We start from the raw sequence: 20,921 nt of genomic DNA, 5'->3' as shown, positions 1-20,921 counted from the left end.
AGCTACATCACAGCGGCGTTTGCTTTCAGGGGCGGAAACCGACTAAGTATCCGTTACCAACAATCACAGCCACCTGAAAGGGCAACACCATGAGCTTCATCGACAAGGCCAAGAACGCTGCAGAAGACGCCATCGGCAAGGCCAAGGAGGTTGTGGGCGACGCAACCGACAACAAGGACCTCGAGGCCGAGGGCAAGAAGGACCAGGGTTCGGCAGGCGTGAAGAAGGTCGGCGAGAACATCAAGGACACCTTCAAGTAACCACCCCCATCGCATCGAGTGCCGCCGATCTCGATGATCGGCGGCACTCGCCTTTCACTCCCACCTTTCCTCACACCAGAGAACGGATGCCCCTCATGACCACATCGACAGACACGACCAAGGCCCCCAAGCGTCGCGGCGGATTCGCCTCGAAGTTCGCCCTCCTGATCACGCTCGTCCTGGTCGCAGCGCTGGTGATCTTCGTGCTGCAGAACACCGTGCACACCACGATCAACTTCCTGGGTTGGAACTTCGACCTCGGTCAGGGTGTCTCCCTGCTCGGCGCAGCCGTCGTCGGTGCCGTCATCACGCTGACCGCGACCGCAGCGCTCAAGGTTCGACGCGCAGTCCGCTGACCGACTTCGACCCGAGAAGGAATGCCCGATGCTTCCCCTGCTTGCCCGTAAATACCTGTACCGCTACCTGATCGTCGCGATCGGGCTACCCATCCTCGCCCGACTGCTGGCCTTCGCCGGTCAGAGCCTCGAAAAGCGAACAGGGAACGACAACTTCGTGTCCAGGGGCCTGAAATCGGCCGGCAGATTCGCGCAGAAGCGCGCCGACAAGTCCCAGGGCAAGCAGGACCGCAAGTCCCGCAGCGTCGGTCGCTAGAGCCGGTCGCCGGTTTCTCGGCGGAGGTCCTTCAGCACTTCTCGGAGCACGACCCGATCGTCGAATTCGACGATGTCTCGACCGTAGGCCTGCTCGGTGTCGCAGCCGCGGCCCGCGACCACGACCACATCGTCGGGTTCGGCCATCTTCACTGCGAGCGCGAGCGCAGTACGACGGTCCGGCTCGACGACGACCGACGCCGACCGTGCAGCTCGCGCACCTTCCGCCACCGCAGCTCGGATGGTGTCGGCATCCTCGGACAACGGACTTTCGTCGCTGACGATCACCACGTCGGCAAGTTCGGCTGCGGTAGCTCCCAGCGGGAAGCGTTTGCCCGGATCGCGTTCACCCGTTGCCCCGACGACCACGATCACCCGACCGGTCACCAAAGTCCGTACGAACGGCAACAATCGGCGTTGTCCCGCGGTGTTGTGCATGTAGTCCACCAATGCCAGAAACGGCTGCCCGGCATCGACCTTCTCGAGCCGTCCGGGAACGGATCGAACGCTCTCCAATCCTGCGGCGACCACCGCGAGATCCTTGCCTGCGGCCAGTGCTGTGGCAAGCGCAGCAAGTGCGTTACCGGCCTGGTGCGGACCGAGCAGGGGCAGTCGAACGTCGATCGAACCCGTAGGTGTTCGGACAGTCATCGTTGTATCGACGCCGGTGCATTCGATGTGCTCTCCGAACACCTCCGCACGGATGTCGAGTACCGACCACCTCCAGCACGGAACGTCCACGAGCTGGGCCAACCTTCTTCCGTACACGTCGTCGATACCCACCGCCGCGGCTGCTGTTCGGTGGGCTGCGAACAACTCCGCTTTGGCGGCGAAGTATCTGTCCATGCTGCCGTGATAGTCGAGGTGGTCGGGACCGAGATTAGTGAACCCGACCGCAGAGAAGCGCATACCGTCGATGCGGTGTTCGGACACTGCATGAGAGGACACCTCCAGCGCGACAGCCGTTGCGCCCTCGTCTCGAAAGCGGCCGAGCGTGCGCTGGACCGTTGCAGCCTCGGGTGTCGTTCGCGCAGTGGGTGACCACGTCGCCGGCCCGGCCAGTCCGATGCCGGTCATCGTGCCGACCGTCTCGCCCGAGGCCTCTAGCCCCGCAGCGAGCAGCAGTGCAGTGCTGGTCTTTCCATTGGTTCCGGTCACCCCGTAGACGTCCATGGCGTCCGCGGGGAAATCGTGGATCAGTGCGCAGACCGCGCCTGCGCTTCGGCGCGGGTCGTCGACGACGACGGTCGGCAGCACGGTCGACGGCCTGTCGGACAGGACGGCCACCGCTCCGCGCTCGTACGCCTCGAGTTCGTGGTTCGACCCGTGGGCGTGAGAGCCCGGAAACGCCAAGTACAGGTCTCCGGGGCGGACCGTCCGGGAATCGTCACTCGCCCCGGTCACGCGCACGGATTCGATGGGTACAGGTGATCCGATCGTGCGAGCGATATCAGCGAGCGCCGTACCGAGACCTCGGCCCGGCGACTCCCAGGATCCGTCGGCCACGGGCTCGGTCAATGACCCGCCGGGTCGGTGAGGGATTTGCCTTCCTTGGCCTTGACACGCTTGCGCTCCAGGAGGACCAGAGCAATCCCGGCGACGAGTAGCACCGGCGCGGCAACGGCCCCGATCCACACCCACCCGGTGAATCCGTAACCTGCCGCGGTGAGAGTGAGACCGAGACTCACCAATGCCACTCCGATACAGATGTACCCGGGCCAGTTGCGTGTGTCGACGATTGCCTCACCCGCGTGCCCGCGCGTCGTCCGATCGTCGTCGGTTGCCCCGGCGTCGGATTCTCTCGTGTTCTCGTCTGCCATGTGGATCCTCTCCGGATACGGACCGTTCGTCCCATTCGAGACAAGCGGTTCGTATCGGCTGCCCGCTAGTCACCGGCGGTAAACCTGAGGTCGGATCGGACGATCAGTCGTGCCAACTCACTGCCGCGAACGGAGCGTGGCTGGCGAGTCGGCCGACGATGCCGGCGTGCGCGAAATCCTTGGCCGTCGCGACGGCGTCGAGCACGTCTGCGCCTTTCGCGAGCTCCGCGGTGATGGCTGCGGCGAACACGCAGCCGGCACCCGACACGCGCTCTTCGCCCACCTTGGGGGCGCGCAGCACGGTCAGTTCGGACCCGTCGTAGACGACGTCGACGGCCTCGTCGCCGGGCAGACCTGTGCCACCCTTGACCACCACGAAACGAGGCCCGAGATCGGCGATTCTCTTGGCGGCCTCACCCAGATCGTCGACGGTGTCGATGGCGTCCATTCCGGACAAGGTCTGCGCCTCGAACAGATTGGGGGTGATCACGGTGGCCAACGGAAGGATCTCGCGCCGCAGGGCATTGTCGGTGTCGAGTGCGGCACCCGGCTCCTGGCCCTTGCAGATCAGGACCGGATCGACGACCAAGTGCCGCCACGGCTGCAGGCGCAGCGACGCCGCTACCGTGTCCACGGTGACGGGGGTGCCGAGCATGCCGATCTTGACGACATCGAGATCGTGAGCGGCAGTGGCCACTTCGATCTGATCGGCGATGACCGTGCTGTCGATGGGCACGAATCGGTGCCCCCAGCCCGCCTTCGGATCGAACGAGACGATGCACGTGATCGTGCCGACTCCGTAGACCCCGAGCCGCTCGAATGTCTTGAGATCTGCTTGCAGACCGGCTCCGCCGGTGGCTTCCGAACCAGCGATGACATAGGCGATTGTCGACATGGCCTCAGTATGACAATCGCAGATCGGCACCGACGCGAGTGGTCGCCACGGGATTGGGTCCGGAGGTTTCGGGGCATACGTCGAAGTCGGTGCGTCTCCTCGAGCAACCGACGACACCGCGCAGTACATCGACTTCGAGCCCAGGAGTAGCGGAGCACGATCGGAGATCGTGCAATCACGCACAACGACGAGAGTTTCGGAGGCCGAATCGTGCCCACCAGCAGAAATACGTCAGCCACCTGCGAGGACGTCTGGAACGTCCTGGCGAACGGATGGAGCTATGCGACCTGGGTCGTCGGCGCGTCCCGCATCCGCGCTGTCGACGGCAACTGGCCCGCAGTCGGCAGCTCCATTCATCACTCGGTGGGTGCGTGGCCTGCAGTACTCAGTGACGTCACGCGGTCGGTGGGACTCCATGCCGGTCGAGAACTTGTGCTCGAAGCCCGTGCACTGCCGTTCGGGAAGGCCTCGATAACAGTGCGACTGCATCCTCTCGCCTCGGGCTGCCGCATCGAAATCATCGAGCACGCAATCACGGCACCCTTCGATCTGGTCCCCGACCGGGTCCAACATCTTCTGGCGCATCCACGCAACGCCGAGGCGCTGCGCAGGCTTGCACTCCTGGCCGAGCGGTCCACTGCACCGTGACCAAGACCCCACTGCGACAAGCAGTTTCGGGAAAAATGCTGTTCGTGTTCATTCTCGGCGATGTGCTCGGTGCCGGAATCTATGCTCTCGTCGGTGAGATCGCGGGTGAGGTCGGCGGAGCGATCTGGCTCCCCATGCTCGTCGCGCTGCTGATGGCGCTGCTGACCGCGGCGTCGTACGCGGAGTTGGTCACCAAATATCCGAGGGCGGGCGGCGCGGCGGTCTTCGCGCAACAGGCGTACGGCAAACCGATAGTGTCGTTCCTCGTCGGATTCTCGATGCTCGCAGCGGGTGTCACCAGTGCGGCCGGGCTGGCACTCGCCTTTTCGGGTGACTACCTGGGCGTGTTCCTCGACGTGCCTGCCGTACCCGCTGCAGTGGTCTTCCTGCTGTTGATCGGGTTGCTCAACGCGCGCGGCATCACCGAGTCTCTCCGCGCCAATCTCGTGATGACGGTGGTCGAGGTGTCCGGGCTGGTCGTCGTCATCGCCCTTGCCGGACTGGTGTTGAGCCGCGGCGACGGTGTGCCCTCTCGCGTCCTCGCATTCACCGACGAGACGACACCGACCTTGGCGGTTCTCGGCGCGGCTCTGCTGGCCTTCTATTCGTTCGTGGGTTTCGAGACGTCCGCGAACATCGCCGAGGAAGTCGAGGACGTGCGCCGGGTCTACCCACGAGCCCTCCTCGGTGCCGTCACCGTGGCCGGTGTGGTGTACGTGCTCGTCGGGCTTGCTGTCTCGACGGTCGTACCTGCCGACACACTGTCGCAGTCCACCGGTCCACTGCTCGAGGTCGTCGCTGCAGCGGATGCCGGCATTCCGCCGTCGGTTTTCGGTCTGATCGCACTCGTCGCTGTCGCCAACGGCGCGTTGCTGACGATGATCATGGCATCGCGGCTGACGTTCGGGATGGCGCGCGACGGTCTGCTCCCCGGAGTGCTCGCCGAGGTTCTGCCGGGTCGCAAGACACCGTGGACTGCCATCGTCGCCACCACAGCTGTCGCGATGGTCCTGGCCACCACCGGTTCTGTTGCGGCACTGGCCGAAACCGTGGTGCTCCTGCTGCTGTTCGTCTTCGTCAGCACCAACGTCGCCGTGCTCGTACTACGCCGAGATCGGGCAGAGACCGACCATTTCCGAACGCCCACAGCACTTCCCGTCCTGGCGCTGATCACCTGTGCCGTACTGCTGACCCAGCAGTCGGGAGCAACGTGGCTCCGCGCCGGACTGCTTCTTGCGGTAGGCGTAGCGCTGTACTTCGTCGGTACCGTGCTGACCGGCAGGACGAAGACCGAGCAGAGGAGTACATCCCGATGACCACGACCGAAGTAGACGCGATCGTGATCGGCAGTGGCCACAACGGCTTGGTCGCGGCGGCAGCGATGGCAGACGCCGGCTGGGACGTCGTGGTCCTCGAGGCCGCCGAACATCCCGGCGGCGCTGTGCGCAGCGCCGAGCTCGTTCCCGGTTTCACCAGCGACCTCTTCAGCGCGTTCTACCCGCTGGCGCTCGCCTCGCCTGCCATGAAGGCACTCGAGCTGGAAAGCCACGGGCTGCAGTGGGCACACTCCCCCGCGGTGTACGGCCATGCGCGATCACCGCAGGACACCGACGCTCCGGTCGTCCACCACGATGTCGAGATCACCGCCGCGCGGCTGTCGGAACACGACGCGCGGGACGGCCGCACCTGGTTGCGACTCTTCGAGCAGTGGGAGCGCATTCGCGAGCCCTTCATGAACTCGCTGTTCGGACCGTTTCCACCCGTCGTCCCCGCGGCTCGCCTCGTCCACGCCTTGGGCGTACCCGAGACGCTGCGCTTCGCACGATTCGCCGCCCTCCCCGCCCGCGTGATGGCTCACGAACTCTTCCACAGCGAGGCCGCTCGCTGCCTCCTGCTGGGAAACGCCATGCACGGTGACGTCCCGACCGATGCCCCCGTGAGCGGGATGATGGGCTGGCTGCTCACGATGCTGGCCCAGGACATTGGGTTTCCGACCCCCGTGGGCGGATCCTCTGCGCTGACGTCGGCGTTGATTCGGCGTGGCGCCGCATCGGGTGCGGTGCTGGAGTGCGGTCAGGCGGTCGAGCACATCGAGGTGCGCGGCGGTCGAGCTCGGGCAGTGCACACCGCGGCCGGCGACACGTTTCGGGCGCGCCGAGCGATCGTGGCCGACGTGTCCGCACCGGCGCTCTACGGTTCACTGCTTCCGTACGACGCCGTGCCGCGCCGTGTGCACGACGACTTGCGCACCTTCGAGTGGGACACCCCTGTGGTCAAGGTGAACTACGCGCTCGATCGTAGAATCCCATGGAATTCACCGTCTCTGGCCGATGCCGGCACCGTTCATCTCGGTGCGGACGACAACGGTCTCGTGCATTGGGCAGCCGATCTCACGACCGGAGTCCTTCCCGCGAGTCCGTTCATGCTGTTCGGTCAGATGACCACTGCCGATCGGAGCAGATCACCGGAGGGCACCGAAAGCGCTTGGGCCTACACGCATCTGCCGAGAGGCGTCGTCGACGACGCGGCCGCCGACACCGTGGCGGATCGGGTGGACGAAGTCCTCGACGCCCACGCACCGGGGTTTCTCGATTCGGTCGTCGGGCGGGTCGTACAGCGACCGAGCGATCTGTACGGTGCCGACGCGAATCTGCACGGTGGTGCGGTGAACGGCGGAACCGCACAGCTGCAGCAGCAGTTGATATTTCGACCGACACCGGGTCTGGGTCGGGCGGAGACGCCGGTGGAGGGCCTGTTCTTGGGTTCGGCATCGGCGCACCCCGGTGGCGGAGTGCACGGAGCCGCCGGGCTCAATGCCGCCCGGGCAGCGCTCGGCCAGCGAGGTGTCACCGGCTGGGTGAAGAAGAAAGTCACCGGTTCACTCATCGACATGTTGACCCGGTGACGCCGTTATCGAAGCGAGATCTTTCGTTACCGGTTCGAGACCTCGGACGAGGTCTACCGAAATCGGACACTGACATTGTTGAAAGCACAACAACTCAGCGTCGTGCACCGTACGGGAAGACCGACCGGTCCGAGCGCTTCGGGGAAGAGGTAAAGACATGTTGACCAGCACCGCAACCATGGAACGCTCCCTTCGCGACGACGAAGGCGTGTTCCGACTCGAGACCGTCGTGCGACCGGACCGCCGCAACACGCTGCGCGCGTTCGGCGAACTGGACATGTCCACCCGGGCCGAGTTCGTGCACAGCCTCGACCGCCTGGCATCGGCGTCCGTGCAGGTGACGGTCGACTTGTCGGAGGTCTCGTTCATGTACTCCGGCGTCGCCAACGCGATCATCGATTTCACCTTTGTACATCCGGGCAAGATCGCCGTATTCGCGCCTGCACGCTCGGTCCGCATGGTCCTGGAAGTACTGGGCGCAGGTGACCTGTTCGTCGACACGTTTCGGTCGTGAATCCGACTCGACAACAGGTAACGTCCAAGTTATGTCAGAGGAGCCGACCGGAGGACCGTTCGAGATCGTGGCAGCCGAGCACGACTCGGCCACCGTACTCACCGTTCGAGGCGAGTTGGATCTCGACACCATCCCAGAACTGTCCGCCACCGCGTTTCCCGCGGCCGACAGTGCAGCAGGAGGTCTCGTCGTCGATCTGACCGACGTCAGCTTCCTGTCGTCGAGCGCGATCACTGTGCTGGTGCGAGTGTGCGATCGGCTACCCGATGCCTCACGTATGGCGCTGGTAGCGGTCGACGGAGTCGTGGTTCGTCCGGTGCAGCTCAGCGGAATCGATCGAGTGATGGCGACATTCACGACCGTGCCCGACGCGGTTGCCCACGTTCGGTCGGCTGCTCTCGACGCGGAGGTCGACCGATGACCGACCGATACCGAATCGGGCGACGACGATGACCGAGAGCAGTCTCGCTCCCAGTCGTTGGAGCCACACCGCCCCGGCCGAGCCCGGCGTGGCGACCGTACTTCGGCGCCGGTTGCATCACTGGACTCTCGAACTCGGCGTGAGTAGTGATCTTGTCGACGACATCGTCCTCGGGGTCTACGAGGCACTGGCAAACGTGGTCGAACACGCCTATCACTCGGTGCCCGAGCCAGGGACGATGACGATCACCGCCGCCTACGAACACCGGACGCTGACGGTGACGATCTCCGACACCGGGACGTGGCGTCCACCGACGCCGACGACCAATCGAAGTCACGGCCTGCAACTCGCAGCCGCGGTGGCCGACGACCTCCTGGTCGACCATCGACCCGGTTTCGGCACAGTGGTCACTGCTGTGTGGACCGATCCGATCACAACCGACCACTCGAAACCCGCCACCCGCTCGTCCTGACCGAAGGGAGTCCCCATGTCTGCCACGGCTGCTGATCTACTCGACACTGCACCGTGCGGCGTGTTTTCGGTCGACGTCGCCACTTCGCGAATCCTCTACGCCAACGCGGCCGCCGCTCGGATCACCGCGCGCAGCCGCGAGACGCTCGTCGGAATGTCCGTCACCGACCTGTTCACGGTCGAGTTCGAGCCGATCCTGGCGGCCCTGATGGATGTTGTGTCGACATCGGAATCGGACTCGCCGGTCGGAGCGAACGCGAAGTTGACCGTCGCGTCCGATCCACGCGCCGCGATAGCCGTGTCGATCCTGGCCAACAGTCTGCGCACGGCCGAAGGGGCCGTGACGGTGACGATGACGCTGCACAACGAAACCGAACGCCATGTGCGCGAAAAGGATCTGGTCGACGCCCGCGACAACGCGGAGGCCGCCCAGGACGATGCCGAGGCCGCTCTGGACAGATCGCAGGACGCATTGGGGGCCTCGGAAGAAGCACGCAAGCAGGCCGAGGCGGAGAGAACCCAGGTGCAGATTCTGGCGTCGACGCTGCAACGCACTCTGCTGCCGCCGATCCTGTCGGCTCCGACGGGCATGAACGTGGCAGCGCACTATCACCCCGCATCCATCGACGAGGTCGGTGGCGACTTCTACGACGTGTTTCCGCTCGACAAGCAGACGTGGGGATTCTTCCTCGGTGACGTGAGCGGTAAGGGCGCGGGCGCCGCCGCCGTGACCTCTCTGACCCGGTACACCCTCCGCGCCGCCGCAGTGTTCGACCGCAACCCGATCTCGGTGCTCGAAAACCTCAATACCGTTCTGCACCACGAGTTCCACGGAGACGATCCACGTTTCTGCACGGTGGTTTTCGGCACCATCACCCCGGGACCGGACGGCGCAAAGGTGGAACTCGCCAGCGGCGGACATCCGCCGGCACTGCGTATCACGCACGACGCCGTCGTCGACTTCGTCGACACCACAGGTGGCCAGTTGGTCGGAGCGTTGGCCGAGCCGCACTTCGCATCGGCATCGGTGACCCTGCGCCCCGGCGACGTCATGGCGTTCTACACCGACGGATTGACCGAAGCGATCGTCGGGCCCGGGCGGACGCGCTTCGACGACGACGGTGGCCTCGAATCCTTCGCTGCGAGAAAGGGTGCGACCACTGCACCGAAGATCGTCGACGATCTCACGTCACTGTTGGCATCCTTCGGGGACGGCCTGCAGGACGACGTCGCACTGCTCGCCTTCGAGGTACCCCGGCCCGAGGCCGACTCGTAGCAATCGACGCCGGAGCCGCGAGTTCGCTCACCGAGCGAAATCGCGGTACTCGGTGCATCGCATTCGACTCCGCGCCATTGTCACGCTTGCGCAGCGAGCGCGCGTCCGGCCTGCCGGCCGCCGAAGATGCACCCACCCAGGAACGTTCCCTCCAACGAGCGGTACCCGTGCACACCGCCGCCACCGAACCCGGCGATCTCACCTGCCGCCCACAATCCGTCTATCGCCTGTCCGTCGCCGTCGAGGACACGGCCCTGCAGGTCGGTTTGAATGCCGCCCAATGTTTTTCGCGTGATGATGTTCAACCGCACGGCAATCAGCGGACCCGATTTCGGATCGAGAATCTTGTGCGGTGAGGCGGTACGCGCGATGCGCTCTCCCCGCGATCGACGCGAATTGTGGATCGCGGAGATCTGCAGGTCCTTGGTGAACGGGTTGTCGACCTCACGGTCGCGGGCCTCGATCTGCCGCTTCAGATCGGCGAGGTCGATCAGATCCTCGCCGGAGACCCTGTTCATTCCCTGGACGAGTTGGGCGAGGGTGTCGGCGACGACGAAATCCTCTCCGTTCTTCTTGAACGCCTCCACCGGTTCGCTGGCACCGGGCAACACCCGGCCGAGAACGAGCTTGAGGTTCTTTCCGGTGATGTCCGGGTTCTGCTCCGATCCCGAGAGTGCGAACTCCTTCTCGATGATCTTCTGCGTCAGAACGAACCAGGAGTACTCGAATCCACTGTCCTGAATGGCTTTCAACGTGCCGAGAGTATCGAACCCCGGAAAGTTCGGAACCGGGAACCGTCGCCCACGCGCATCGAACCACATGGACGACGGGCCGGGAATGATTCTGATTCCGTGGTTCTTCCAGATCGGATTCCAGTTCTTGATGCCTTCGGTGTAATGCCACATGCGGTCTTTGTTGACCAGACGGCCACCGACTTTCTCGGTGATGCCGAGCATGCGGCCGTCGACGTGTTCGGGGACTCCCGAGATCAGGGACTTCGGAGCCGTTCCCAGCCGTGCCGGCCAGTTCTCCCGCACCAGGTCGTGGTTGGCTCCGATGCCGCCCGCAGTGACGAGCACGGCCCCGGCACGCAACTCGAACTCACCCACCTCGACGCGGCTACTGGCCGAACCTCGCTCCGCGGCACTGGGTTCGAGAAGTGCGCCGCGGACTCCCTCGACTGTGCCGGCACTGACGATGAACTCGTCGACGCGGTGACGAAAACCGAAGCGCACCAACCCTTTGTCAGCGGCCTCACGTACGCGTCGCTCGAACGGCGCAACGACCCCTGGACCGGTACCCCAGGTCAGATGGAACCGCGGAACCGAATTGCCGTGCCCCTCGGCGAGGTAGCCACCACGTTCGGCCCACCCGACGATGGGAACCCACCGCACACCCTGCGCGTGCAGCCAGGACCGCTTCTCCCCCGCCGCGAAATCGAGGTACGCGCGCGCCCACCGATGGCCCCAGTAATCCTCGCCCGCGGGATCGTCGATGCCGCGGTCGAAGGTCGCGGTTCCGAGCCAGTCCTGCCACGCAAGCTCCGCGGAATCCTTGATGCCCATGCGTCGCTGCTCCGGGGTGTCGACCATGAACAGACCGCCCAATGACCAGAACGCTTGGCCGCCCAGGTTCTGCTCGGGCTCCTGGTCGAGGAGCAGCACCCGCTTTCCGGCATCGGCCAGTTCGGCGGTCGCCACCAGTCCGGCCAGGCCTGCACCCACCACGATCACGTCTGCGTCCATTGCCCCACTGTGCTGTCGTCGGTGCCGGATCTCAAGGAAACCGCCTCAAATGACTATAGGATTTATCAGATACTGACAAAGAGTGGGGAGGTAGGTCGATGTACCCAGCGCGGGTCGCCGTAGTCGCGAAGATCGAATCGGAGCTGGGTCCCGTCGTCGCATCCGCAGTACACGCGATTCGCGCCGCGATCCCGGTCTACCGATCACTGCAGGGTGCGCAGTTGGCCGATGTCGAGGCCATCGCATATTGGTCGCTGAGGCGGTTGATGGCCCTGTGGGCGCATGGCGATCGGACCATCGACGACCGTGACCACAGTAGATTCCGCGCGATAGGTGCCGCGCGCGCAGCGGACGGGCGCCCGCTGGCCGATGTGCTGCGTGCGTATCGAGTCGCGTCGAGCGTGTTCGTTCGGCACGTGACAACCGAGTATCTCGATGTACTCGAACCACCGGACATTGCCGAACTCGGCCTCGGCGTGCTCGACGCCATCGACGCAATCTCCGAGGAAATCATCGGCGCGTACGTCATTGCGCGCGAACAGCTCACATCCAACCGTGCGCAGGCGCATGCCGCGCTGCTCGACGACCTGCTGGCTGCCAGACACAACTCACCCGGGACGGTGTCGGATCGTTCTCGCGAACTCGACCTGAAGCTGCCCACGCACCCGAATCTGCTTGTGGTGCAATCGACAGATCCGGGCCGACCCATGTCCGACGACACCGTCGAATCGCTGGCCCTCGCAGTAGGACTCGTTCCGCCGGACCGCACCGCACCGTCGGGTCAGCGGAGCCACTTGTGCACTCGGCGCGAGCAACGCGCGATCGTGCTGTTGCCACCATCGATCCACCGCGCCGAGGCGGACCTCGCGTGTCGAGATCTGATGCTGCGCGGATGCCTAGTGGAGAGATCCACCATTGCCGGTATCAGCAGTTCGTGGCGACTCGCATCGGAGGCTCTGGATACTGCACCGGATCACGCGTTCGACGACCGGGCACTGCTCGATCAGGGTGACGGTCAGCTGCTGGCACTGCTGACCGCGCGCCCCACCGCGGACACGAACGAGGTGGTACGTAGCGTGCTCGGTCCGCTGGCCGAGGCGGCGAACGAACATATTCTGCAAGGCCTTTCGGCCTTCATCGCCACCGGTACGGCAACGGCTGCCGCCACCCGACTACAGGTACACCCGCAGACTCTGCGCTACCGACTGCGCCGAGCCCAGGAACTGACCGGCCGAGATCCCCGATCTGCGTGGCATCGCCTCGCGTTGGACACTGCGATTCAACTGCGGCAACTCGGGTGATCCGATCTTCGGCAATGCCGGGCACATCGAAAACCCGGACACCCATGCATGAACCCATACGCGGTCTCGTCACCTGAATGGGACGGTGGTCGAGCGATTCAGTTGATGTTCCACGACTCGACAGCATCGAGTCGCCGGCCGTCGGAGTCGTACGTGTAGAAGCCTTCACCGTCCCCGAGACCGGTCTTTCCCGCGTCGATACCCTTTTGCAGTATGTCGGCAAATTTGACCTGATCCTCGCCACCGTGTGCGCGCGCGATATGTGCAGCGACGTTGAAGCCGACAGTGTCGTATATCTGGAACGGACCGGCGGGTGCCCCGGTGGCTATGCGCCACACGTTGTCGATGTCCGCCGGATTGGCAACCCCGCCGACGTAAAGGTTGGCTCCTGCTTGCAGAAGCGGGATCAGAAGACTGTTCAGCACGTATCCCGGAATTTCCTTACGGACCGGAACGGGGACGAGACCGATCTCCGCCGCAAAGCTCAATACGACATCGAAGTAGACAGGATCTGTTGCAGCAGTTGCCATCACCTCACCGGTGTTGTACCGCCACACGAGATTGGCGAAGTGCAATGCAAGAAACTTTTCCGGCCGCCCGGTGGCCTCGGCGAAACTGCTGGGCAGTAGCGACGACGAGTTGGTCACGAAGATAGTTTTCGGCGGAGCGGACGCGCCGATAGCCGACCAGACCTTCTTCTTCAGGTCGAGATCCTCCGGAACTGCTTCGATCACCAGGTCGGCGTCCGAAACGGCCTCGGCGACGCTGGTGGTGGTCGTGATGGATTCGATGGCCTTGTCGAATCGCTCCTCGTCGAAAGTCTTCAGGTCACGCTTGTAGTATCCGCGCATCCATTCCCAGCGACCCGGCAGCTTGGCAAGCAGTTCGTCGGAAATGTCGTATCCCACAACGGTTTTTCCGTGGTAGGCGGCCTGCATCATGATCTGCGAACCGAGCACTCCGGTTCCGAATACGGTCACGTTATCGACTTCGGTCATGGACGACACACTTCCCTCTATGGAGTCACTGGTTTCCCGCTCTCCAAGTTCTACCGCTGAGCGCGGAGCCATCGTCTCGTGGGGTCCAACAGTGGACCGACTCGACCGACGACAGCGCTTTACACTCCACAGGATCGACGGTTCACGCATACTCGAACGATGGCTGTCGATCCCCGCGGAAGAGACCTGAAGCGCTACCTCGAAGAAGATCCCGGCGGTCCGGTGGTGATGCTCAACCTGCTTCGGTTTGCCGAGGGTGGTCGCGACTCCTACGCGGAATATGCGAAAGCACTGGACGAGACTTTCCTCCCGCGCTACGGCGCGACGGTGCTGTACGCGGGCGACGGTTCGACCGCACTTGCCGCCGAGGACGGACAGGACTGGGATGCAGTGCTGCTGGTCCAGTACCCGTCACGTAAGGCGTTCAGCGAGATGGTGGCCGATCCCGAATATCAGACGGTGACGGCGTTACGGACCGCCGCGTTGAAAGAGGCGGTTCTGCAGGCCACCATTCCGTGGTCGTGAATTCGACCTTCGGCTTCGCATCGTGTTCGCGAAGAGGGACCTCACGGCGTTGCGAGCAACTTACTGCGGAACAGGTCGAGCACCTGGTCCAAAGCCTGCCGTGTCGGCTGCCCTGGTTCGTCGATGAGTCCCTCCGTGACAACGGAATGCGGCGGTCCGAAGGCTTCCGGGTTGAACGAGGAGTCGGGCAGTTCCACCGAGACGAATGCGTCGCCGAGCTGCTCTCGCAGCCATTGGAATCGCACAGGCGGGCACATCTTGTCGCCCTCGAAGCGCATCCCCAGGACCGTGAGCTCTCCTGCTGCACAACGGCTTTTCACCTTGTCGAGATCGCCCGGGGTGATATCGATGGATCGGGCGCGAGACTTCGATGCCGCGAACGGAAGCGACGGCTGCGAGAGCACCGGTGCGATCAGACGGTCGTCCGCCGCCATAGCGAGAGCGAATCCGCCGGTGAAGCACATTCCGATGGCACCGACGCCCGGTCCGCCGCAGCGCTCGTGCTCCTGCGCCGCCAGAGCCCGCAACCACACCACGATGCGCGACGACTTGCCGGTGGCGAGGATGGTGAATTCGCGACTGATGCACGCCGGCACCATGGCGCGGGACATGGTGGCAACGGTGCCGAGCGCTCCCATCGGCGCGGCCAGGGGATCCTTGCCGTCGACTCCGAACAGGTGCGGAACGACGGCCGTACAACCGATTCCGGCGACGGTTCTCGCGAAGTCCGCGACCCTGGGAGTGATGCCCGGCATCTCCGACATCACGATCACAGCCGGTCCGGTTCCGATGCGATACACGGGCGCTGTCCGCCCGTCCGCGGTGAACTCGGTTCGCTCGAAGTCGGCCAGAGTGTCATCGGTCATGGGAGTGCGTCCTTCTGCCAAGGGTTCACCGCGCCGAGCCGACGCTTGCGATCAAAGCTAGATCATCGCGGATCGACACGACGTCGATCGAACACGTGTCGCCTGCGCAATCACCACGAGTCCGTGTCGGCCAGAATGGTCACACCTAGCGCGACGAAAAGCGTGGCACCGGCCGCAACTCCGAACAGACTCGCGGCAGGCGCACCCGCACGTCGGCCGAGCACGCTCGCCGCGACATCGAGGGCATCGATCCCGACCCCGGCCGCTACCGCTGCCTTGCGAACCTCCGAGGACGGGTGATGCAAGGCCATTCCGAGTGCCACATCGCGCACTCCGAACAGGCGGGTCGCCACCCCCGCGCTTCCGGGTTCGCGCATGGGTCCGAGACCGAAGGCGCGCCACGAGTGCGCAGGGCTCACCCACGACACCAATCCGGCAGCCGATCGCAGAACCGAGAGTGCGAGCAACGGGGTGGACTGTGAACGCATAACGTCTCCTCAGGTTTTGTAGTGGTTACTACACCGACGCTACCTGTAGTGGCCACTACAATCAAGGTGTGGCCACCAAACATTCGCGCGAAGAGATGCTGTCCGGCGCATTGGACGCCGCCCTGGAAGGCGGCCTGAGCCGCTTGACCTTCGGCCGACTCGCGTCGCGTCTGCAGATCAGCGATCGCATGGTCGTCTACTACTTCCCCACGAAGGACGACCTCGTGACGTCCGTTCTGTCGGTGGTGGGAGACCGATTGCAGCACGTGCTGGCCGCGGCGTTCTCGACGCCGATGAACGACCACCGCTCCCTCGTCGCGGCGGCATGGCCGGTCGTGGCAAAACCTGAATACGATCCGTTGTTCGGTCTGTATTTCGAGGCGATCGGACAAGCCACTGCAGGATTGGAGCCCTACCGGTCGGTGGCCTCACTCTTGGTGGAGGGCTGGATCGAGTGGCTCAGCGGCTTTGTCGTCGGTAGTCCGGACCATCGACGGATGGAGGCCACAGCTGCAGTGGCACTGCTCGACGGCCTGCTGCTCATGCGTCTGTTGGGAGGCACCGATCTCGCCGCCACGGCATCGACGTCTCTGCTGCACTCCGGTGGATCCACGAAGGAACGACCGAGTTCATGACGACGTCTGTTCTTCGATCGGCGACTGGAACGACCACAGATGTCCCTCGGGATCGCGCACGCTGTATTCACGAACGCCGTAGGGCATGTCGGTGGGCGGGTAGTCGATCGATGCCCCGGTTGCCGCCACGCGAGCGTGGTGGGCATCGACGTCGTCGACGAGGATCGCAAGCGACGCGGTGACCGATCCGGTTGTCAGCGGCGACACCATCCGAAACTCGGGGGCCTCGCGGTGAAGCCAGACCACACCGTCACCGGCATGCACTTCACCGTGTACTGCTCTGTCGCCGTCGTATTCGATGGGTCCGGGAGCCAGTCCGAACACGTCGACGAGGTAGGAATGCGCTGCTGCGATGTCACGATAGACCAGCAACGTGGTGCGTCTGGTGACTGCCGGCTCCTCGGTCGACAGACCCGAGAGCAGGTCCAACAGCGCGTCGTCGCCGAGGAGAGCACCGTGCAGTAGCCGGTCCTCGACCGCCCGAACCCGCTCTCGCACACGAGCGAGCTCGGCCATCTGCCGGTCCAGGTCGGCCAGATGCTGCCGACTCAGGTGCAGGAGATCCGCTGCGTCCGGATCCACATCGCCCAGCTGGGTGCCCAGTTCACGGAGCAGTCGAATCCGGTACAGCCGGTCGAGGTCACGCCCGTCGTAGCGACGCCTGCCCCCTCCGTCTCGGACGGGAGCGAGCAAACCGAGTTCTTCGTAGTAGCGCAACGTACGCTCGGTGACGCCGGTTCTGCGGGCCACGTCACCGATGCCCCATGTGCTGGAATCGCTGCTGTTCATGCAGGCAACGGTAGAACCTCACGCCACGTCAGGAGCAAACTCGGCCGGTTCGGATCACACGTCTTCGAGTCGAATTCCCTTGGTTTCCTTCATGAAGAAGCAGGCGACACCGGTCAGAGCGGCCAGGAACATGATGTACACACCGAACACCCAGCCCAAGTCGAGGCCGAGGAAGAGCTGGTTGAGATACGGCGCAGTTCCGCCGAACACCGCTACCGAGAACGAATAGGCGAATCCGATTGCCTGCGTGCGGAGTCGGGTGGGAAAGCTCTCCGAGAGAGTCGAGGAAAGGATGGATGCCGGGACGGCGATGACGAGCAGCGCCACCGTCGACGGGAGCAGCAGTGACCACCATTGCGTCGAGATCATCATCGTCAGCGGGATCTGCAGCACGAACATCAGCACGGCGAAGGCGGCCAGCATCGGCCGTCGACCGATCGAATCCGAGAGACGACCGAAGAACGGCAGGGACACCAGCGCAATCAACTGAGCGACGACGAGCATCCAGTACGCGGTGTCCGGGTTCATCCCCCGCTGCGTGATGGCGAACGTCGAGACGTAGGAGGTCCAGGTGTAGTGCGCCGCAGTGATTCCCGACGTCATTCCGATCATCAGCACGATCGCCTTGACGACGGTCTTGCGTGCGATCGGTGCCTGTTCCACCTTGTTCTGCTCCGAATCGAAGACCTCGCTCTCGTCCATGTTCTTGCGCAGGTAGAGCGCGAACAACGCCAGGAGTGCGCCCAGCAGGAACGGGATACGCCAACCCCACTGGCCGACAGCCGATTCCGACAGCGTCGAGGTGATGACGCCACCGACCGTGTACGCCAGAGCCGACCCGCCGAAGATAGCGACGAACGCGACGCTTCCCCACATGCCCCGACGGTTCGGCGGTGCGATCTCGCCGACGTAGGAGTACGCCGTCGCCGACTCACCGCCGTGCGCGAATCCCTGCATGACGCGTGCGAGCAAGAGCAGCACCGAGGCCCAGGCACCGATCGCACCGTAGGTGGGCATGATGCCGATCAGCAGGCTGCCGGTCGCCATCATGAGCATCGTGGTGACGAGAACGAACTTGCGGCCCTTCTTGTCCGCGATCCGGCCGAACACGATGCCGCCGAGGGGCCTCATCAGGAATCCGACGGCGAACACTGCCAACGTCGACAGCAGTGCCGAGACCGGATCTGCCTGGCTGAACATCGCCGCCGCGATGAACGGTGCGAACACCGCGTAGGCGCTCCACTCGTACCATTCGAGAACGTTGCCTACGGTGCTGGCGAACAACGATTTCTTCCGCGAGGAGATATCGGGTGCCGAGCGGGTATCGCGTGATGATCCGACGGTCATGGAGTGTCACTTTCGGTCGAATGAGTTTGCACTGGAACAGGTTTGAGTGCTGCACGCCGAATCTTCCCGGTCTGGGTCTTGGGAAGTTCGTCGATGATGTGAATGACCTTCGGGCGTTTGTAGGCCGCCAGTCGGTCGCGCGCGAAGTCCACCAGCGCATCCGGCGTCACCGTGGTGCCGTTGCGCAGGGATACGTAGGCCACCACCGATTCGCCCTGGTAGTCGTCGGGCCTGCCCACCACGGCGGCCTCGAACACCGCGGGATGTTCGTAGAGGGTGTCCTCGACTTCTCGGGGCCAGACCTTGTACCCCGACACGTTGATCTGATCCTTGAGCCGGTCGACGAGATACACCCATCCGCCGTCGTCGATGATCGCCACGTCTCCCGTACGAAGTCGACCTTCGGGCATCGTCGACGCGGTCGCATCGGGATTGCGCCAGTAGCCCGAGACCACCTGCGGACCCGAGATCTCCAGTTCCCCCGCGATTCCCGCGGCCGTCGGCTCCCCGGAGGAGTCCAACGTACGCAACGTCACTCGCGGCAACGGTAGCCCGACGGACAGCGACCCACTGGCGGAGTCCACCGGCGCTCGGGCGCCGGGCGGCACCGCGATGACGCCCGCTGTCGTTTCGGTCATGCCGTACGCGTTGTGGATGTAGCACCCGAATGCGGACTCGAAAGCGGTGACCGATGCGGGCGGGATGGGCGCGCCGCCGGAGTACAAGGCTTTCACCGACTCGAAGTGGGCACGCGTCGCATCTGCAGTCTCGGAGATCGCGTTGAACACCGTGATCGACCCGATGGTGTACGTGACGCGGTGCTCGACGAAGGCGTCGAGAGTGACTGCCGCATGGAAACGGTGAGCGAAGACGAGCACACAGTCGCGTATCAGAGCAACCGCCGCGTCGAGCATCGCGCCGGTGATGTGAAACAGCGGCGCGACGGCGAACACGACGTCCCCGTCGGCGAGACCGGCCCGTTCCCCGAAATCCAGAGCCGTCGCAAATGCGTTCGCATGCGAGATCTGCGCACCCTTCGGCGGTCCCGTGGTTCCGGACGTGTAGGCCAGGAGCGCGAGATCGTCCGGGTGCGGGGCGAATTCGGGAATGGACCGGCCACGGTACAGATCGATCAGGCCCATCAGATCGTCGTCGGGCCGGGGGGTCACGCGAGACGTCGAAGAGAAGACGCGCGGGTCGTTGCGAGTCTGCAGGTCCAGTCCACTGGTGCTCACGAGTAGCCGAACCGTACTACCCCGCAGTGTCGAACCGAGGGCTTCGAGATCTTGTTCGTCGCAGACGAGCGCGATCGGTTCTGCGTCGTCGATCAGCGTTCGCAGTTCGCGATTGCGGTACATCGGGTTGAGGATCAACGCGACCGCCCCGATCTTCCACAGCGCGAGAAAGGTCAGGGGGTACTGCGGAATGTTCTGCAGATAGATGCCGACACGGTCGCCGCGCGTCACTCCGCGGTCGATCATGGCGGCCGCAAGGGCGTCGGATGCCTCGTCCGCCTCGCGGGCGGTGAGCACGGTGTCGAAGTACGCCAGCGCCGGCCGGTCCGGGGCATCGGACACTCTCCTACGCCATCCATCGAGGACGGTTGCAGGCCCGATCGCTCTGTCGAGGGTCATGGACGGCCCTTTCGGTTGACCGGAATCTCGGCCCAGGAGGACCGACCGAACACTCGCTCGGTGAAGGTGTTCACAGTGTTGCGGATCACAACTTCGGTGTCAACCCGGTGCGTAGCGGCCGGCGACACCCCGGTCGACCTCTACGGTAAGCGCATGACCGCGACCCGCATCTGGCGCACGTACGAGGGATCGAACCTCTCCCCAGCATTGGCGTCGGCGTTGAACACGTTCGTCGAGCAGGGGTACCACGGCACATCGGTGCGGCAGATCGCTGCAGGTGCCGGCCTGTCCGTTCCCGGCCTGTACCACCACTTTCCATCGAAGCAGGCGCTGTTGGTCGGCATCATGGACGCGTCGATGGACGAACTGCTGGATCGGACTCGATCGGCCGAGAACGAAGCAGGGCCGTTGCCGAGCGATCGGTTCGACGCGGTCGTGGAGTCCCTGCTGCTGTTCCACATTCACCGACGCGACGCCGCCTTCGTGTGTTCGACGGAGATTCGCAGCCTCGAATCCGCGAATCGCGCCGCATACATCGCGAAGCGGGACGAGGAACAACGAGTGCTCGACGCCATCGTCGTCGACGGCGTCGAGTCCGGCGTCTTCGACACTCCGCACCCGGCGGATGCCAGCCGAGCCGTCACGACGATGTGCGTCGGTGTCGCAACGTGGTATCGACCCGACGGGCCGCTGTCTCCGAGCGAGCTGGTGGCGGTGTATCTCGACATTGCCCGTCGTACGGTCGGAGCTACGACCGGCGGGCCGGAGTAGC

At 64.3% G+C, this 20,921-nt stretch carries 24 protein-coding genes; 14 read left to right on the top strand and 10 right to left on the bottom strand.

The annotated features are described in order from the left end of the window. The first annotated feature begins 89 nt into the window (after nt 1-89). The 3 genes from R3P93_RS00190 to R3P93_RS00180 all read left to right on the top strand — a co-directional run bounded on the left by R3P93_RS00190 (nt 90) and on the right by R3P93_RS00180 (nt 872). Nucleotides 90-260, top strand: coding sequence for a CsbD family protein (locus tag R3P93_RS00190; RefSeq protein WP_008718579.1), 171 nt, complete (start codon nt 90-92; stop codon nt 258-260). 95 nt (nt 261-355) lie between these two features. Then, a complete protein-coding gene (locus tag R3P93_RS00185; RefSeq protein WP_068046905.1) occupies nt 356-616 on the top strand; it encodes a lipopolysaccharide assembly protein LapA domain-containing protein in 261 nt (86 codons plus the stop codon). A 28-nt stretch (nt 617-644) separates the two neighbouring features. Next, complete coding sequence (locus R3P93_RS00180) at nt 645-872, top strand: hypothetical protein (RefSeq protein ID WP_149405249.1); 228 nt, start codon at nt 645-647, stop codon at nt 870-872. Here R3P93_RS00180 and R3P93_RS00175 read toward each other — a convergent pair. The 3 genes from R3P93_RS00175 to thiD all read right to left on the bottom strand — a co-directional run bounded on the left by R3P93_RS00175 (nt 869) and on the right by thiD (nt 3,586). Next, complete coding sequence (locus R3P93_RS00175) at nt 869-2,389, bottom strand: Mur ligase family protein (RefSeq protein ID WP_317532150.1); 1,521 nt, start codon at nt 2,387-2,389, stop codon at nt 869-871. The genes R3P93_RS00180 and R3P93_RS00175 overlap by 4 nt on opposite strands. Then, on the bottom strand, nt 2,386-2,691 hold the full coding sequence (locus tag R3P93_RS00170; RefSeq protein ID WP_317532149.1) for a hypothetical protein: 306 nt from the start codon (nt 2,689-2,691) through the stop codon (nt 2,386-2,388). Before R3P93_RS00170 ends, R3P93_RS00175 begins: the two co-directional genes overlap by 4 nt. Before the next feature lie 103 nt (nt 2,692-2,794). Then, nucleotides 2,795-3,586, bottom strand: coding sequence for a bifunctional hydroxymethylpyrimidine kinase/phosphomethylpyrimidine kinase (gene thiD, locus R3P93_RS00165; protein ID WP_317532148.1), 792 nt, complete (start codon nt 3,584-3,586; stop codon nt 2,795-2,797). Nucleotides 3,587-3,796: 210 nt separating this feature from the next. Between thiD and R3P93_RS00160 the strand changes: the two genes are divergently transcribed. The 7 genes from R3P93_RS00160 (at nt 3,797) to R3P93_RS00130 (ending at nt 9,821) form a co-directional block, all read left to right on the top strand. Continuing rightward, nucleotides 3,797-4,234 carry an SRPBCC family protein gene (locus R3P93_RS00160; RefSeq protein WP_149405246.1) on the top strand — a complete coding sequence of 146 codons (438 nt, stop codon included), beginning with the start codon at nt 3,797-3,799 and terminating at the stop codon, nt 4,232-4,234. Then, a complete protein-coding gene (locus tag R3P93_RS00155) occupies nt 4,231-5,550 on the top strand; it encodes an APC family permease (protein ID WP_317532147.1) in 1,320 nt (439 codons plus the stop codon). Before R3P93_RS00160 ends, R3P93_RS00155 begins: the two co-directional genes overlap by 4 nt. Continuing rightward, complete coding sequence (locus R3P93_RS00150) at nt 5,547-7,139, top strand: phytoene desaturase family protein (RefSeq protein WP_317532146.1); 1,593 nt, start codon at nt 5,547-5,549, stop codon at nt 7,137-7,139. Before R3P93_RS00155 ends, R3P93_RS00150 begins: the two co-directional genes overlap by 4 nt. A 157-nt stretch (nt 7,140-7,296) precedes the next feature. Continuing rightward, nucleotides 7,297-7,653, top strand: coding sequence for an STAS domain-containing protein (locus tag R3P93_RS00145; RefSeq protein WP_317532145.1), 357 nt, complete (start codon nt 7,297-7,299; stop codon nt 7,651-7,653). A gap of 31 nt (nt 7,654-7,684) precedes the next feature. Then, on the top strand, nt 7,685-8,074 hold the full coding sequence (locus R3P93_RS00140; RefSeq protein WP_269594270.1) for an anti-sigma factor antagonist: 390 nt from the start codon (nt 7,685-7,687) through the stop codon (nt 8,072-8,074). 28 nt (nt 8,075-8,102) lie between these two features. Beyond that, nucleotides 8,103-8,546: an ATP-binding protein gene (locus tag R3P93_RS00135; protein ID WP_317532144.1), complete on the top strand. Its 444-nt coding sequence runs from the start codon at nt 8,103-8,105 to the stop codon at nt 8,544-8,546. A 15-nt stretch (nt 8,547-8,561) separates the two neighbouring features. After that, a complete protein-coding gene (locus tag R3P93_RS00130) occupies nt 8,562-9,821 on the top strand; it encodes a PP2C family protein-serine/threonine phosphatase (protein ID WP_317532143.1) in 1,260 nt (419 codons plus the stop codon). Between the two features lie 80 nt (nt 9,822-9,901). On the opposite strand, the gene R3P93_RS00125 is transcribed toward R3P93_RS00130, so the two are convergent. Then, nucleotides 9,902-11,566, bottom strand: coding sequence for an FAD-binding dehydrogenase (locus R3P93_RS00125; protein ID WP_317532142.1), 1,665 nt, complete (start codon nt 11,564-11,566; stop codon nt 9,902-9,904). 98 nt (nt 11,567-11,664) lie between these two features. Here R3P93_RS00125 and R3P93_RS00120 point away from each other — a divergent pair, with 98 nt between their 5' ends. Next, complete coding sequence (locus R3P93_RS00120; RefSeq protein ID WP_317532141.1) at nt 11,665-12,867, top strand: helix-turn-helix domain-containing protein; 1,203 nt, start codon at nt 11,665-11,667, stop codon at nt 12,865-12,867. 98 nt (nt 12,868-12,965) lie between these two features. Here the strand turns inward: R3P93_RS00120 and R3P93_RS00115 are convergent, their stop codons facing one another. Further along, nucleotides 12,966-13,865 carry a 3-hydroxyacyl-CoA dehydrogenase gene (locus R3P93_RS00115; protein WP_149405237.1) on the bottom strand — a complete coding sequence of 300 codons (900 nt, stop codon included), beginning with the start codon at nt 13,863-13,865 and terminating at the stop codon, nt 12,966-12,968. Between the two features lie 159 nt (nt 13,866-14,024). Between R3P93_RS00115 and R3P93_RS00110 the strand changes: the two genes are divergently transcribed. Continuing rightward, nucleotides 14,025-14,390, top strand: coding sequence for a DUF1330 domain-containing protein (locus R3P93_RS00110; RefSeq protein WP_149405236.1), 366 nt, complete (start codon nt 14,025-14,027; stop codon nt 14,388-14,390). A 41-nt stretch (nt 14,391-14,431) separates the two neighbouring features. Here R3P93_RS00110 and R3P93_RS00105 read toward each other — a convergent pair whose 3' ends face one another. Beyond that, the gene (locus R3P93_RS00105) at nt 14,432-15,256 is read right to left on the bottom strand and encodes a dienelactone hydrolase family protein (RefSeq protein WP_149405235.1); all 825 of its coding nucleotides are present in this window, start codon (nt 15,254-15,256) and stop codon (nt 14,432-14,434) included. A 110-nt stretch (nt 15,257-15,366) separates the two neighbouring features. Then, on the bottom strand, nt 15,367-15,744 hold the full coding sequence (locus tag R3P93_RS00100) for a hypothetical protein (protein ID WP_149405234.1): 378 nt from the start codon (nt 15,742-15,744) through the stop codon (nt 15,367-15,369). Nucleotides 15,745-15,812: 68 nt separating this feature from the next. Here R3P93_RS00100 and R3P93_RS00095 point away from each other — a divergent pair, with 68 nt between their 5' ends. Then, complete coding sequence (locus tag R3P93_RS00095; RefSeq protein WP_317532140.1) at nt 15,813-16,379, top strand: TetR/AcrR family transcriptional regulator; 567 nt, start codon at nt 15,813-15,815, stop codon at nt 16,377-16,379. Here the strand turns inward: R3P93_RS00095 and R3P93_RS00090 are convergent. From R3P93_RS00090 to R3P93_RS00080, 3 genes are read right to left on the bottom strand one after another with little or no spacing between them, the layout of a single operon-like run. Next, nucleotides 16,374-17,168, bottom strand: coding sequence for a MerR family transcriptional regulator (locus R3P93_RS00090; RefSeq protein WP_317532139.1), 795 nt, complete (start codon nt 17,166-17,168; stop codon nt 16,374-16,376). The two genes, R3P93_RS00095 and R3P93_RS00090, sit on opposite strands and share 6 nt — an antisense overlap. Nucleotides 17,169-17,222: 54 nt before the next feature. Continuing rightward, entirely contained in the window at nt 17,223-18,515 is a 1,293-nt protein-coding gene (locus tag R3P93_RS00085) for an MFS transporter (RefSeq protein ID WP_068046850.1), read from the bottom strand. Beyond that, a complete protein-coding gene (locus tag R3P93_RS00080) occupies nt 18,512-20,149 on the bottom strand; it encodes a class I adenylate-forming enzyme family protein (RefSeq protein WP_317532138.1) in 1,638 nt (545 codons plus the stop codon). The genes R3P93_RS00085 and R3P93_RS00080 overlap by 4 nt, the downstream gene beginning before the upstream one ends. Before the next feature lie 153 nt (nt 20,150-20,302). Here R3P93_RS00080 and R3P93_RS00075 point away from each other — a divergent pair, with 153 nt between their 5' ends. Next, the gene (locus R3P93_RS00075) at nt 20,303-20,920 is read left to right on the top strand and encodes a TetR/AcrR family transcriptional regulator (RefSeq protein ID WP_317532137.1); all 618 of its coding nucleotides are present in this window, start codon (nt 20,303-20,305) and stop codon (nt 20,918-20,920) included. Nucleotide 20,921 lies beyond the last annotated feature (1 nt).

The organism is Rhodococcus cerastii, from assembly GCF_033042195.1.
Taxonomy (GTDB): domain Bacteria; phylum Actinomycetota; class Actinomycetes; order Mycobacteriales; family Mycobacteriaceae; genus Rhodococcoides.
Note: the sequence above shows the minus strand (reverse complement) of the source record. Positions and strands in the feature narration are given on the sequence as shown.

Coding starts and splice junctions, on each gene's coding strand:
- R3P93_RS00190 (WP_008718579.1), top strand. CDS start 90: ATGAGCTTCATCGACAAGGCCAAGAACGCTGCAGAAGACGCCATCGGC.
- R3P93_RS00185 (WP_068046905.1), top strand. CDS start 356: ATGACCACATCGACAGACACGACCAAGGCCCCCAAGCGTCGCGGCGGA.
- R3P93_RS00180 (WP_149405249.1), top strand. CDS start 645: ATGCTTCCCCTGCTTGCCCGTAAATACCTGTACCGCTACCTGATCGTC.
- R3P93_RS00170 (WP_317532149.1), bottom strand. CDS start 2,691: ATGGCAGACGAGAACACGAGAGAATCCGACGCCGGGGCAACCGACGAC.
- thiD (WP_317532148.1), bottom strand. CDS start 3,586: ATGTCGACAATCGCCTATGTCATCGCTGGTTCGGAAGCCACCGGCGGA.
- R3P93_RS00150 (WP_317532146.1), top strand. CDS start 5,547: ATGACCACGACCGAAGTAGACGCGATCGTGATCGGCAGTGGCCACAAC.
- R3P93_RS00145 (WP_317532145.1), top strand. CDS start 7,297: ATGTTGACCAGCACCGCAACCATGGAACGCTCCCTTCGCGACGACGAA.
- R3P93_RS00140 (WP_269594270.1), top strand. CDS start 7,685: ATGTCAGAGGAGCCGACCGGAGGACCGTTCGAGATCGTGGCAGCCGAG.
- R3P93_RS00135 (WP_317532144.1), top strand. CDS start 8,103: ATGACCGAGAGCAGTCTCGCTCCCAGTCGTTGGAGCCACACCGCCCCG.
- R3P93_RS00130 (WP_317532143.1), top strand. CDS start 8,562: ATGTCTGCCACGGCTGCTGATCTACTCGACACTGCACCGTGCGGCGTG.
- R3P93_RS00125 (WP_317532142.1), bottom strand. CDS start 11,566: ATGGACGCAGACGTGATCGTGGTGGGTGCAGGCCTGGCCGGACTGGTG.
- R3P93_RS00120 (WP_317532141.1), top strand. CDS start 11,665: ATGTACCCAGCGCGGGTCGCCGTAGTCGCGAAGATCGAATCGGAGCTG.
- R3P93_RS00115 (WP_149405237.1), bottom strand. CDS start 13,865: ATGACCGAAGTCGATAACGTGACCGTATTCGGAACCGGAGTGCTCGGT.
- R3P93_RS00110 (WP_149405236.1), top strand. CDS start 14,025: ATGGCTGTCGATCCCCGCGGAAGAGACCTGAAGCGCTACCTCGAAGAA.
- R3P93_RS00105 (WP_149405235.1), bottom strand. CDS start 15,256: ATGACCGATGACACTCTGGCCGACTTCGAGCGAACCGAGTTCACCGCG.
- R3P93_RS00100 (WP_149405234.1), bottom strand. CDS start 15,744: ATGCGTTCACAGTCCACCCCGTTGCTCGCACTCTCGGTTCTGCGATCG.
- R3P93_RS00090 (WP_317532139.1), bottom strand. CDS start 17,168: ATGAACAGCAGCGATTCCAGCACATGGGGCATCGGTGACGTGGCCCGC.
- R3P93_RS00085 (WP_068046850.1), bottom strand. CDS start 18,515: ATGACCGTCGGATCATCACGCGATACCCGCTCGGCACCCGATATCTCC.
- R3P93_RS00080 (WP_317532138.1), bottom strand. CDS start 20,149: ATGACCCTCGACAGAGCGATCGGGCCTGCAACCGTCCTCGATGGATGG.
- R3P93_RS00075 (WP_317532137.1), top strand. CDS start 20,303: ATGACCGCGACCCGCATCTGGCGCACGTACGAGGGATCGAACCTCTCC.